6 protein-coding genes are annotated in these 14,480 nt (G+C 37.5%); 2 read left to right on the forward strand and 4 right to left on the reverse strand.

Translation table 11 applies throughout. The features are described 5' to 3' along the window. Window position 1: 1 nt before the first annotated feature. Both ACJJVJ_RS13665 and ACJJVJ_RS13670 read left to right on the forward strand, forming a co-directional pair. On the forward strand, window positions 2-9,679 hold the full coding sequence (locus ACJJVJ_RS13665) for an HYR domain-containing protein (protein WP_405370934.1): 9,678 nt from the start codon (window positions 2-4) through the stop codon (window positions 9,677-9,679). Between the two features lie 12 nt (window positions 9,680-9,691). Next, window positions 9,692-10,588 carry a hypothetical protein gene (locus ACJJVJ_RS13670; protein ID WP_405370936.1) on the forward strand — a complete coding sequence of 299 codons (897 nt, stop codon included), beginning with the start codon at window positions 9,692-9,694 and terminating at the stop codon, window positions 10,586-10,588. A 107-nt stretch (window positions 10,589-10,695) separates the two neighbouring features. Here the strand turns inward: ACJJVJ_RS13670 and ACJJVJ_RS13675 are convergent, their stop codons facing one another. The 4 genes from ACJJVJ_RS13675 to rlmF form a co-directional block, all read right to left on the reverse strand. Then, window positions 10,696-10,860 carry a Lacal_2735 family protein gene (locus ACJJVJ_RS13675; protein WP_104516375.1) on the reverse strand — a complete coding sequence of 55 codons (165 nt, stop codon included), beginning with the start codon at window positions 10,858-10,860 and terminating at the stop codon, window positions 10,696-10,698. 141 nt (window positions 10,861-11,001) lie between these two features. Next, window positions 11,002-12,255: a tetratricopeptide repeat protein gene (locus tag ACJJVJ_RS13680; RefSeq protein ID WP_405370938.1), complete on the reverse strand. Its 1,254-nt coding sequence runs from the start codon at window positions 12,253-12,255 to the stop codon at window positions 11,002-11,004. Continuing rightward, a complete protein-coding gene (locus tag ACJJVJ_RS13685; RefSeq protein WP_405370940.1) occupies window positions 12,255-13,595 on the reverse strand; it encodes an AAA family ATPase in 1,341 nt (446 codons plus the stop codon). The genes ACJJVJ_RS13680 and ACJJVJ_RS13685 overlap by 1 nt, the downstream gene beginning before the upstream one ends. Before the next feature lie 36 nt (window positions 13,596-13,631). Continuing rightward, window positions 13,632-14,465, reverse strand: a complete 834-nt coding sequence (gene rlmF / locus ACJJVJ_RS13690; RefSeq protein WP_104516380.1) for a 23S rRNA (adenine(1618)-N(6))-methyltransferase RlmF — start codon at window positions 14,463-14,465, stop codon at window positions 13,632-13,634. Window positions 14,466-14,480: the final 15 nt, after the last annotated feature.

The following is a 14,480-nucleotide window of genomic DNA, read 5'->3' on the forward strand; positions in this document are numbered from 1 at the left end:
CATGAGAAATTTTTATAAAACCTTATGGGTCGGTTTGATATTTCTTACTGGCTCATTAACTTATGGACAGATCACTCTTAATGGGTGTGATGTTGTATTTGGAGATCAAGACTTTATATTTAATAATGTAGGAACAGACGCTACGGGAAGAAATATATATCAAACGACACCTTTACCACCAGCAGATATTCAATCTTGCCCATTGGGCTTTTGCGAACTCCAGATTTCATGGAGTACTGCAAATAATAGATGGGAACTTGTTGCAGACGATGGTGCTGATGCCACCTTTTTTAATGGAGAGAATTTGATCCAATACAATACGAGTCCATCTTTACCTAATCCACCAGATTTATCTTTAGGAACATGGACAGATGCTACACCTGCAGGAGGTTGTGGAACCGATGGTTTTGATTCCTTAACTGGTGATGTGCAGTCCTCTATAATTTTGGGAGATCAAGATCCAGAGGTGACTTTAGCAACACGTACCTTCTTTTATACAGAAGGAGATCCAGCTACTATAGCTAATAATACTTTAACTGTAGTTGACGCTAATAATCATCCTATTACTTCAGCAAGTGTTAGTATATCAGGATTTTTTATTGGAGATGAATTGGCAGTAACAACTCCAGGCCCATATACTATAAGTTATAATTCAGTTACAGCGGTACTTACTTTAGTCGGTTCAGGGTCTCCCGCTCAAATGCAAACAGCTCTACGATCAATAACGTATAGAAATACAGGTGATGATCCTGCAAACGGTAATACTCAAAACACTCGTTTTTTAAATTATACAGTCACAGATTCCACAAATGGTTCAGGTACAACTGGAGCAAATTTTGGTATTTCTATAACTGCAGTTAACGATGACCCTACAATTTCTGGATTACCAACAGATGTTAGTGTATTGGAAAATACAGCTAGTAATGTAGATCTATCTGCTGTTATTTTTACAGATGTAGATGCAGGAACTAATGCTGTTACTTTAATAATCACTGCAGCTCAAGGAACACTAACAGCTTCTTCATCAGGTGGTGTTACAATAAGCGGTTCTGGTACAACAACTTTAACCTTAACAGGTAGTGATGTTAATATTGACAGTTATTTAAATATAACTTCAAATGTTCAATACATTGGCCCAGCAGCCTTAATAGGAGATAACGCATCGACTTTAAGTATCATGGCAAATGATGGAGGAAATACAGGAATTGGAGGCGGTTCAAATGTGGCTCTAGGAACAATTAATATCGATATAGAAATGTGTAGTGATCCAGTTCCTGACGCAGCTACATTGGTTAATATAACATCAGAATGTGAGGTAGTTTCACTACCGAGTCCTACAGCTACAAGTAATTGTGGAAGAACAGTAACGGTAACAAACGATGCAACATTACCTATCACAACGCAAGGAACTACAACAGTTACTTGGACCTATGATGATGGAAATGGAAACACATCTACACAAACTCAAAATATTATTTTAGATGATGTTACTGCTCCAGTAATTATTTGTCCTACAAACATCACAGTAGATTGTACTGATGGTGCAACGGTAGTTAATTATGCAATGCCTACAGCTACAGACAACTGTTCATTAGCATCTACGACTACGTTATCTGGTTACACGAGTTTAGGTAGTTTTAATGGAAGTGATTACTTTATTGCTGACGCTTCATTTACACCAGAATCAGCTTACTTAGACGCAGTTACAAATGGTTATAACCTCGTGACAATAAATAACCAGCAAGAAAATGACTACCTAGCTGGTCAATTGCTTATCCAAGGTGTCGGAGCATTGATAGGTTATAATGATGTTGACTCTGAAGGAAATTTTGTTTGGCAAAGTGGCAGTCCTGCTACTTATACAAACTGGTCGCTTGGAAACCCATCCAATTCTTTTATTGCAGGATCACCTCCAGGAGAAGATTATGCTATTATTGCGACAGACGGTTTATGGAACGATATCCCATCAAATTTCAGTCAACAATATTTAATTGAAATACCGTTCGGCGTTCCAACACAAACTGCTGGATTAGTCTCTGGAAGCAGCTTTCCAGTAGGAACAACTACAAATACCTTTACTGTAACAGACGCTGCTGGAAATTTAACCACATGTAGTTTTGATGTGATTGTAGAGCAAGATGTTCTTGCACCAGTTCCAGATGCAACGAGCCTATCAGATGTTACAGACGAATGCAGTGTTACAAGCCTAACAGCGCCTACAGCAACAGATGACTGTGTAACAACAGTTACCGTAACTAACGACGCAACTTTACCTATCTCAAATCAAGGAACTACAGTAGTAACCTGGACTTATGATGATGGTAATGGAAATACATCTACCCAAACTCAAAATGTAATTATAGATGATGTAACTGCTCCGATCATTACTTGTACTAGTAATATTACTCAAGTAAATGATGCAGGAGATTGTGGTGCGGTGGTAAATTATACTACACCTATTGTTTCAGATAATTGTGTTCCAAATGATGGTGATATTTTAATTAATGGGAGTTTTGAAATGGGAGATTTCACAGGTTGGACTGTGATAGATTTTAGAATTCCGTTTATTAATTATTCAGTAACCAATTCGTCAAACAATTCGTTTTTCTCTCCAACAACCGCTACTGATGGTATGTTCTTTGCGGTTAATGGATTTGATTCTAATAGTGGACCAGACACATCATTGCTTTATCAAGAGGTTAATATTCCTGTAGGAATCGATAATGCTCAATTAAGTTGGGATGAAAATATTGATTTTGATCTTCAGACATTTTGCAATAACTGTTCTAATAGGCGTTATGAAGCTCAAATATTGGATACTTCTAACAATGTATTGGAAGTGCTTAAGATTTATGTAGCTCAAGCAGGCACTATAGATAATGATAATGTGTTTGTAAGTGAAATAGCTGATCTAACTTCTTATGCGGGACAGACGATTAGAATTGGTTTTTGGCAAAGTACACCAGACCCCTCATCAGGTCCAGGTAGATTTATTTTAGATAATGTAAACTTAAATATTTCAAGTAATTCTAACCTTTCCGTTATTCAAACAGCAGGTCTAGCTTCAGGAAGTACATTCCCTGTAGGAACTACAACTAATACATTTAGTGTTACAGATGCTGGTGGTAATACTTCTACTTGTAGCTTTGATGTGATTGTAACAGATAGTGAAGCTCCACTGGCAGACGCAACGACTCTAATGGATGTAACTGCAGAATGTGAAGTAACTACATTAACAGCACCTACTGCAACAGATAATTGTGCAACTACAGTCACTGTAACTAACGACGCAACTTTACCTATCTCAACTCAAGGAACTACAGTAGTGACCTGGACTTATGATGATGGTAATGGAAATACGTCTACGCAAACACAAAACGTAATCATTGATGATGTTACTGCTCCAGTGGTTACTTGTCCTAGTGATGTTTTAATTACATGTTCAGACAGCGCCGTAGTAAACTATGTACTACCTACGGTAACAGATAATTGTAGTTTACAAGCGAGAGAAATAGGTGCAGACTTTACAAGTCTTGGTAACCTAAATGGTAAAGCATATTATATCTCAAACACTCCAGTTTCTTCTGTAGATGCTTTTGCAGCAGCTGCAACAAATGGATATAACTTGGTTACTATAAATAATCTTGAAGAAAATGACTTTTTATACAACCAGGTAAGTAGTTTAGGAGGTGAGATATTATTTGGTTTCAATGATGTAAACTCAGAAGGTACTTTTGTTTGGCAAAACGGTTCAACTTCTACGTATACAAATTGGAATACATTTGAACCTAATAATGCTAACGAAGAGGATTATACAGGTTTTACAACTAGTGGAAGATGGAATGATATACAAGCACAAACTCTTGTTAGATACCTGATAGAAGTAGAGTCATTCTCTATAAATCAGACAGCAGGTTTAGCTTCTGGTAGTACGTTTCCAGTTGGGACCACTACAAATTCATTTACTATAACAGACCGTTCAGGTAACACAGCTTCTTGTAGTTTTGATGTGGTAATAGTAGCAGATACAACTGCTCCAGTAGCAGATGTTGCAACGCTAACCGATGTAACTGCAGAGTGTGAGGTAACAAGTCTAATTGCACCAACAGCAACTGACGATTGTGCAACTACAGTAACGGTAACTAATGATGCTACTTTACCTATCTCAGGAGAAGGAACTACAACAGTAGTAACTTGGACTTATGATGACGGTAATGGAAATACATCTACACAAACACAAAACGTAATTATAGATGACGTGACTGCTCCAGTAGCAGACGCAACAACTCTAATGGACATAACTGCAGAATGTGAAGTAACTAGTTTAACTGCTCCAACTGCAACAGATAACTGTGCAGGTATAGTAACGGTAACTAACGATGCAACATTACCTATCTCAGGAGAAGGAACTACAACTGTAGTGACTTGGACTTATGATGACGGTAACGGTAATACATCTACTCAAACACAAAATGTAATTATAGATGACGTGACTGCTCCAGTAGCAGACGCAACAGCTCTAATGGATGTAACTGCTCAATGTGAAATAACAAGTCTAGTCGTACCTACTGCAACAGATAACTGTGCAGGTATAGTAACGGTGACTAATAACGTGACTTTGCCTATTACAGTTCAAGGTACAACGGTAGTAACTTGGACCTATGATGACGGTAATGGAAATACATCTACACAAACACAAAATGTGATTTTAGATGATGTAACGTTTCCTGTGGCAGACGCTGCTTCACTACCTGATTTAGTTTTTAATTGTGAGGTAGCTAGTTTAACTGCACCTACAGCAACAGATAATTGTGTTGGAGTGGTAACTGGTACAGCTACTTTCCCGATTACATCAACTACGGTAGTTTCTTGGCAGTTTGATGACGGTAACGGTAACGTGAGCTCTCAAGACCAATTAGTAATTATCGAGCAAAGAGCTATAGATGCTATTGCAAACGTTACAGTTTGTGATTCATTTACCCTAGCCGCTATAACCGGTGACTATTTAACTGGTTCTCAATTATATTATACGCAAAGTGATGGTAATGGTATCGCTTTCGCGGAAGCGGATACTATAAACTTCTCTGATTTTGCAAGTTATCCGGTGACTATATATGCTTATGATACTGATATGTCAGGTTGTAGTGCACAAACTAGTTTCCAGTTGACTATTACAGAAACACCAGTTATAAATCCGATTATGGACGTGACGGCTTGTGATGAGTATGTATTACCTGTATTAAGTGTAGGTTCTTATTATTCTTTCCCAGGTGGTAACGGTAGCTTGTTAAATGCAGGTACGGTGATCGATGCGACGCAAACTTTATTCGTTTATGCAGAAGATGTTTCAGGTAACTGTACAGATCAAGAGACTTTTACAGTAACTATCTTACCGTTAGATGATGCGTCATTTAATTATAACACTACGGTTTATTGTCCTAGTGCTATAAATCCTACGCCTACTATAACAGGACTTGCTGGAGGTACTTTTACTTCTACAGCTGGATTAGTTATTAATGCGGCAACAGGAAGTGTAGATCTAGATACTTCTATGAGAGGCACTTATATAGTTACTTATACAACTAACGGTGATTGCCCGCAATCAACAACGGTAAGTTTCACCATCGAAGATAATGTAGCACCTACACCAGGCACAACTGTTCTTGCAGATGTTGTTGCAGAATGTGAAGTGACTACTCTAGTAGCACCTACTGCGACAGATGATTGTAGTGCTGTAGTAACGGTAACTAACGATGCGATATTCCCAATCACAGGAGAAGGAACTACAACAGTAGTAACTTGGACTTATGACGACGGTAATGGAAACACATCTACACAAACACAAAATGTAGTTATAGATGACCTTACTGCTCCAGTTGCAGATGCTACTATTCTTACAGATGTAACTGCAGAATGTGAAGTAACTAGTCTAGCTGCACCAACAGCAACTGATAACTGTGCAAACGCAACAGTTGTTGTTTCTAACGATGCTGTATTCCCAATCACAGGAGAAGGAACTACAACAGTAGTAACTTGGACTTATGACGACGGTAACGGTAACACATCTACACAAACGCAAAATGTAATTATAGATGACGTTACTGCGCCAGTTGCAGATGTCGCTACACTTACAGATGTAACTGCAGAATGTGAAGTGACTAGTCTAGTTGCACCAACAGCAACAGACAACTGTGCAAACGCAACAGTGCTTGTTTCTAACGACGCGATATTCCCAATCACAGGAGAAGGAACTACAACAGTAGTAACTTGGACTTATGATGATGGAAACGGTAACACATCTACACAAACACAAAATGTAATCATAGATGATGTTACTGCACCAGTAGCAGATTTAGCTACACTTACAGATGTAACTGCAGAATGTGAAGTAACTAGTCTAGCTGCACCAACAGCAACTGATAACTGTGCAAACGCAACAGTTGTTGTTTCTAACGATGCTGTATTCCCAATCAGTGGAGAAGGAACTACAACAGTAGTAACTTGGACGTATGATGACGGAAACGGTAACACATCTACACAAACACAAAATGTAATCATAGATGATGTTACTGCACCAGTAGCAGATTTAGCTACACTTACAGATGTAACTGCAGAATGTGAAGTAACTAGCCTAGTTGCACCAACAGCAACAGACAACTGTGCAAACGCAACAGTTGTTGTTTCTAACGACGCGATATTCCCAATCAGTGGAGAAGGAACTACAACAGTAGTAACTTGGACTTATGACGACGGTAACGGTAACACATCTACACAAACGCAAAATGTAATTATAGACGACGTTACTGCACCAGTTGCAGATGTTGCTACACTTACAGATGTAACTGCAGAATGTGAAGTGACTAGTCTAGTTGCACCAACAGCAACAGACAACTGTGCAAACGCAACAGTGCTTGTTTCTAACGATGCTGTATTCCCAATCACAGGAGAAGGAACTACGACAATAGTAACTTGGACGTATGACGACGGTAATGGAAACACATCTACACAAACACAAAATGTAATTATAGATGACGTTACTGCGCCAGTTGCAGATGTAGCTACACTTACAGATGTAATTGCAGAATGTGAAGTGACTAGTCTAGTTGCACCAATAGCAACAGACAACTGTGCAAACGCAACAGTGCTTGTTTCTAACGACGCGATATTCCCAATCACAGGAGAAGGAACTACAACAGTAGTAACTTGGACTTATGATGACGGTAATGGTAACACATCTACACAAACACAAAATGTAATTATAGATGACCTTACTGCACCAATAGCAAATTTAGCTACACTTACAGATGTAACTGCAGAATGTGAAGTAACTAGTCTAGCTGCACCAACAGCAACTGATAACTGTGCAAACGCAACAGTGCTTGTTTCTAACGACGCGATATTCCCAATCACAGGAGAAGGAACTACAACAATAGTAACTTGGACTTATGATGACGGTAACGGTAACACATCTACACAAATACAAAATGTAATTATAGATGACGTGACTGCACCAGTAGCAAATGTCGCTACACTTGCAGATGTAGTTGCAGAATGTGAAGTAACTAGCCTAGTTGCACCAACAGCAACAGACAACTGTGCAAACGCAACAGTGCTTGTTTCTAACGACGCAATATTCCCAATCAGTGGAGAAGGAACTACAACAGTAGTAACTTGGACGTATGATGACGGAAACGGTAACACATCTACACAAACACAAAATGTAATCATAGATGACGTTACTGCTCCAGTAGCAGATGTAGCTGCCCTTCCTACACTTAATTTTAACTGTGAAGTGACTGTATTAACAGCGCCTACTTCTACAGATAATTGTGCAGGAACTATTACAGCTACTAACACAGTGATATTCCCTTTAACATCTTCTACTTTAGTAAATTGGAGTTATGATGATGGTAATGGAAATGTAAGTTCTCAAGATCAACTTGTGGTGGTAGAACTTAGAGCTATGGATGCTATTTCTGATGTAACGGTTTGTGATACATATACCTTGCCTAACATCTCTGGAGATTTCTTAACTGGTTCTCAAATGTACTATACTCAAAGTGGTGGTAATGGTATCGCTTTCGCGGAAGCGGATGTATTAAATTACCTAGACTTTGCAGTATATCCAGTTACATTATATGCTTATGATGTAGATGCTGCAACAGGTTGTAGTGCTGAGACTAGTTTCTTATTAACCATAAATGAGTCGCCAGTATTAAGCCCTATTGCTGATGTCACAATTTGTGAGAAATATATTTTACCAGTATTAAGTGTTGGTGATTACTACACGTTCCCTGGTGGAAATGGTACACTAATGAATCCAGGTACAGTGATCGATGCGACACAAACCATATTTGTATATGCAGAAGATGCGAGCGGTAGTTGTACCGACGAGACGTCATTTATTGTAAATATTACACCTAGCGATGTTTTAGGAGCAACTTTTAACGATGCTAGTTTTACTTATGACGGTACTACTCATTCTATAGCAGTGGAAAATATACCAGCAACAGCAACGGTAGTTTATACTAATAATGATCAGGTAGATGCTGGTACTTATACAGTAACAGCAACAGTTACATCTGCAACTTCTAGTTGTAATTCTGTAGTTCTTACCGCTACTATGGTTATAGATAGAGCACCACAGACCATTACTTTTGATTCTCTAACACGTAGAAGGCTAAATGTAGATCCAGATTTCCAGCTTATGGCTAGTAGTACGTCAGGTTTACCGATAGCGTATAACTATAGCTTTACAGGTGCAACAGCTGCTGCAACGGTAAGCAATACTGGATTTGTAAACTTACTTGCCGAAGGTGAGATTCTTATATCTGCAAGTCAGGCTGGTAATTCAAATTACTTACCTGCAACTGCAGTGCAACAAGTACTAGAGGTTTATCTAGGTGATAATGCAGATTTAGATTCAATATCTATAGATGGTAATATTACTAATAACCCAGCTAGTGAGGTTTATTATCTTATTGATTGTGGTACAGGTACAGATTCTGTTGAGGTGAATTTATCAAATTCTGATGGAGCAACATTTACTCCAGGTGCAACCTTTAGTATCGCAACGCCACGTCCAGGAATCTATACTCAAGAAGTAACGGTTACTGCAGATAATGGTCGCAACACTAGATCTTATATCATCACAGTAGAAAGAAGATTTGAGTTTGATGAAATCGTAGAGCAGAAGTATAATAACACTCTAGTAGTTAATAATAACTTTGATAACAATGGAGGTTATAACTTCGTTTCTTATGAATGGTTTAAGAACGGTAGACTAGTAAGTACAGAACAGTTCTTTTCTGAAGGTGATAACGCTTCTGATCTTTTAGATCCTACAGCAAGTTATTATGTAAGAATGACTACAGATGCTGGTGAGGTTTTACAGACTTGTATATCTAGTGTGAGTTTAGGGAATACATTCTCACTTACTGTTTTAGAAAATCCTGTTATTCAAGGACGTTTGTTACAAGTAAGAGCAGATTATCCTGCAGCAGAGTTAGACCATGCGATGTATCAAATATATTCTGCTCATGGGCAGTTTATTAAGGCGGTGAGTGTTCAAGGATTAGAATCTCAAATTAGACTTTCAGAGAGTCTGCCAGTGGGATTATATAGACTTGTTCTTATTACATCACAAAGAACAGAATCTGTAAACTTCATTAAAAATTAATCTGACTTTATTATGTATAACAAACAAAATCCCAGAGTACCTATGAGCCAGTTTAAAAGAAGGTTCTTAAAATTACCATTATTATCTATTGCTTTATTAGGAATGTATAGTTCTTATGCGCAGTCGGACTGGAAAGCATCTGTAGGAGGGCAAATGTCCTTTGCAGAACTTAGAGCAGACGAGAGTACATTAAACACCTCTACAGATCCTGGAGCAGGTTTTAATCTAGGTATATCTTATGGACTTAATGAAAGCTGGAGTTTACATTCTGGTATAGGAATAAGCTATATAGAAACTAGTAATAACAGTTCAAATTATAGTGACCAAGCGGCTGCAACAGATTTTGAGGGTGAAAACTTTGAATTTAGATATAGGCTTGAGAATTATTCTGAAAGGCAGAAAAGCACCATGCTATCTATTCCTGTAGGAGTACAGTATGAGTCTAAAGGAAGTCAGACTAGATTTTACTCTAAAGCTGGTGCCAGTGTAAATGTGTTTCTTAGCCCTAAGGTAGAAGGTAGGGCAAACAGACTGACTACTAGTGGTTACTTTGAAAGGTTCAATGCTGTACTTACTGCACCGGCATTTGCTGGTTTTGGAACCTTTGATGAAATTCAATTTTCTGAAAACGACCTAGACATTAAGAACAGTTTTAATGCTTTTCTAGAAATAGGAGTGAAGGAAAAATTTGGTTCTAATAATTGGGTTTACATAGGTTTATTTGCAGAGTATGGACTCAACGATTTGTTGGAAAACAATAACTCTAATCTGATAGAATACAACCAGAATACACCTACAGATTTTATCAATAACAGTAGTTTAAACTCTACTATAGGTAATGCACCATTATTTGATAAAGTGACTCTTAATATGATAGGGTTGCGTGTCAAATATGAATTTGGTATCTAGATTTTAAAAATCTACTAACGTTAAAAAGCCTCTTCAAATTAAGTTTTGAAGAGGCTTTTTTATTTCTAAGAAGAATTTAAAAACAGGATATTAGTTCTGTTTTTACTCTATTTTAATGCGCCCATTTTTTTAAGAACCTTATCAGCTTCTGCATATGCTTTATCACTAGCTGTGCGATCTGTTGTAGAAAGTGTGTGGTAATCTTTCATGAGCTTCTCATATTGAGACTGCAGTTTTTCTATTTCTGTTTTCTTTTTAAATAATCCGAACATGGTGTGTAGTTTTAAAAGTAGTCGTGATGATTCTTATACCTTTCTTTTAAGTTTTTCTATTGCATTTTTTGCAATAAAAAAGAGCAGTAAGAATATCTGGTGTAGATATACGTACTGCTCTTTCTTAATTTTAGTTGAGGTCTATATATTACCCCTTTTAATACTAACAGCATTTGCAAACCACTGGAAAGCAAAGAAACTAATTAGAAAACCGATAACAAAAGGGTTGTCCACATTACCAGTAGTAAAGCTTATAAATAATGCAATAGAAGCAATAATAGTCATGATACCAGCAGCGAGCGGCATCATGTATTTAGGTTTAGTCTCTAGATAGAACATGCTCCACGGAATCATTAATATAAGTCCAGCTATGGCAACCATTAAAAACCTACCATCTTCTAGTGCAAAATAAGCAGCCACACCACTAAGTGAGGTGAATACACATATACCGGTAAATATTACGGCTTGCTTTTCTTTCTTGCTTAATAAGAACTTTGCATATTTATTAAAGCTGAAAAGTAATTTTGAAATAGGGCCTATAATCCATGTACTCAAAGCAACCAGTGCTAGTAGTATTACAATAGGAGAGAGAAAAGGCTCCAGCGCAGGTACTGAGTCTGCAACATATCTTAATAATCTAGTCCCTGCATAAAAACCTATGATAAAATACCATTGATATTTTGCAGCCATATTACCTATCCAGAATTGGTATTTTAAAAACCATCGATATACAAAATACTTAGCCTGTAACGCCTCCATCATTCCTGATTGAGCATAAGAGTTATTTGGGTCATAACGTAGAGCCTCTTTAAAATGCTCTAGCGCTTCTTTGTGCTGTCCAGTTTCTAGCTTGTTCCAGCCGTAATTTGTGTGGGTATAAGAATCTTCTGGATTTTCTCCCAGCGCACCTTTTAAAGTTTCTTCAGACTCTGCTTTCTTATTCTGTTTTAATTGTGCCGTACTTTTTACATTTAAAGCGAGCAAGTTAGCTGGATCTAGAGATAAAGATTTTTCAGCCAGTTGTTCTGCTTCTTTATACCGCTTTCGCGAAAGCGATATATGAGCCAACATTGCATAGTTTTGTGGTTCATGTGGATTTAAACTTATCGCTTCTTTCAGTAATTCTTCGGCATCATCATAACGCTCTACATCTAGCATTATTCTAGCCTTAGTAGCATATAATAAATCTGTAGATGGTGATAACCCTATAGCTATGTCTATAAAGTGATTTGCCTTTTTAGGGTCGTCTTGAGCTAGGTTTACTTCGGCCAGTAAATGCAGACAGGATATACTATTAGGATCTTGAGTCAGTGCCTGATTAAGTAACTGCTCTGCCTGTGGATAGCGTCTTTGCTGGAAAAGTAAATAGGCTCTTTCGTATAAGGCTTCTATCATTACTTTTTAATCTTCAAATAAGTCAGTATGTCGTCATAAAGCCCAGATTCATTTGCATATACAGCAAAGTTCTTTGCAGTGGTAAACCATTCCTTAGTACTAGGTTTATGTTGTTTGAGAGATTTTAAAAGATCTTTTGTAACCAGGGGTTGTGGTGCTCCTAATTTAATTGCGTCTTCTAGTTTGTTCTCAATTGCGATATCTATCACAGCTTCTATATCTGCACCAGAGTATTCTGGAGCTTTTTTAGCAAGTGCTTTAGTGTCTATATCTTTAGTAGGTTTCTCTTCTAGTTTTAGGTCAAAAATGGCCTCACGTGCTGGAGCATCTGGCGGCGGTACAAAAAGTATGCGGTCAAATCTTCCTGGACGTCGGAAAGCAGTATCTAGATGCCACGGCATGTTAGTTGCTCCTAAAATAAGTAGACCTTCATTATCATTAGATATTCCATCCAGCTCTTGTAAAAACTGATTGATCAAATTTTTACCTGCGCTTTGTTTCATGTCACTACGACTTGCACCTAGAGCATCTATTTCATCAATAAATAAAACACAAGGCGTATTATTTCTAGCAACTTCAAAAATGCGGTGTAGGTTTTTTTCAGAATTACCTATCCACATATCTAGAATGTCATTGAGACTTAAGGATATAAATTTTGCGTTGATTTGTCCTGCAGTAGCTTTGGCAATGTAAGTTTTACCACATCCTGGAGGTCCGTAAAGTAAAATACCGCCACCTATTTTTTTACCATAGGCTTTGTAAATTTCTGGATGTAATAAAGGCTGCACGATCTTTAAATCGATCTCGCGCTTTACATTATCCATACCGCCTACATCCTTAAAACTTATTTCTGGTTTTTCTATAAAGACGCTTGCTTCATTAAATCCATCGTCATAGTCGTCATCATATTCATCACCGTCTTCATAATCACCTTCACTAGTAGATGGTCTTCTTAATTGTTTATCTAACTCGTCATCACTAAAATCGGGATGAAATTTCAATAAATCTTGATAAGCATCTATCGCCTGTCGAGTGTCATTAGACCTCACTAATGCACGTGTGTAGAATAAATGAGTGTCTAGATCTTTATTGCCTTCTTGAATCAGGCTTTCTAAGATAACGATGGCCTTAGAATAATTTTTCTGTTTATAAGAAATAAGAGCGAGACCTATTCTAGCTTTGGGCTCTGCCTTGTACTGTAAAATAATTTCATATTCTTCCTCAGCTTCTTCTAGCATGTTAGCTAGTCGCAGTGATTCGGCCAGGTGTAATCTCAATGGGATATTATCTGGAGAGAATTCTAGTGCTTCTCTTAAATTTTGAATAGTCTTATCGTCCATTTATTTTCTTCAATAGATTTTCAAATAGGGGCATTTTTAGTTTTTAAATCTCCATGCAACAAAGCGAGATTCTTTATTACCGGTAGTCATTTCTACAACTCTTACGTCTGCTTTGAGCTTTTTAAGTTGTTTGAGAGGTTTGATGAGGTTTTGCTTTCGCGAAAGCAAACACGTAAACCATCCTACCTGATTTTTAAAAGCTACAGATTCTTTAATCATACGCTTTATAAAAAGTGCTTCACCACCATTGCACCAAAGCTCGTGCGAGTGACCGCCAAAGTTGCGTATCTCTTCTCTAGTACCTAGTTTTCTTTGTTTAGTGATATTTGCTTTTATAGCTTCTTCTTCACTAGTGTAAAAAGGAGGGTTACACATCGTGAAATCATAGTTTTCACCTTCTAGAATAACACCTTTAAAAATATTTCCTTTATCAATTTGATGACGTATTTCTATGGCATCATTTTTTGAGGTATTCTTTTTTGCAAATCCTACACTGTCGTCATCTACATCACAGCCTACCATTTTCCAGTCGTAAATAGCATTACCTAAAATAGGGTAAATGGCACTGGCACCACAGCCTATGTCTAGACCTGTTCTATCACCTTTTTCAAGAAGGTCAGAAATGTGGTGTATGTAGTCTGCACGACCTGGAATAGGTGGGTATAAGGATTGTTCTGGAAGTTTCCAGTATTTGATTTTATAATGATGTTTTAATAAAGCGGTATTGAATTCTAGTATAGAGCTAGCGTCACTAAAATCTATGGTGGCTGCTCCCGTAGGGCTTTCAATTATATGTTGTTCTAATTCTGGGTGTGATTCAGTTAGTTTTTTAAAGTCGTAACCGTATCTATGTATGTTTCTTAAATGCATGATGCAAAGATACTT

The sequence above is a fragment of the Nonlabens sp. Asnod2-A12 genome (assembly GCF_045063745.1).
In the GTDB taxonomy this organism is placed as follows: Bacteria; Bacteroidota; Bacteroidia; order Flavobacteriales; family Flavobacteriaceae; genus Nonlabens; species Nonlabens xylanidelens.

What these genes read in the sequence shown, in the direction of transcription:
- rlmF (WP_104516380.1), bottom strand. Translation starts at nt 14,465, where the DNA reads ATGCATTTAAGAAACATACATAGATACGGTTACGACTTTAAAAAACTA.
- ACJJVJ_RS13685 (WP_405370940.1), bottom strand. Translation starts at nt 13,595, where the DNA reads ATGGACGATAAGACTATTCAAAATTTAAGAGAAGCACTAGAATTCTCT.
- ACJJVJ_RS13675 (WP_104516375.1), bottom strand. Translation starts at nt 10,860, where the DNA reads ATGTTCGGATTATTTAAAAAGAAAACAGAAATAGAAAAACTGCAGTCT.
- ACJJVJ_RS13670 (WP_405370936.1), top strand. Translation starts at nt 9,692, where the DNA reads ATGTATAACAAACAAAATCCCAGAGTACCTATGAGCCAGTTTAAAAGA.
- ACJJVJ_RS13680 (WP_405370938.1), bottom strand. Translation starts at nt 12,255, where the DNA reads ATGATAGAAGCCTTATACGAAAGAGCCTATTTACTTTTCCAGCAAAGA.
- ACJJVJ_RS13665 (WP_405370934.1), top strand. Translation starts at nt 2, where the DNA reads ATGAGAAATTTTTATAAAACCTTATGGGTCGGTTTGATATTTCTTACT.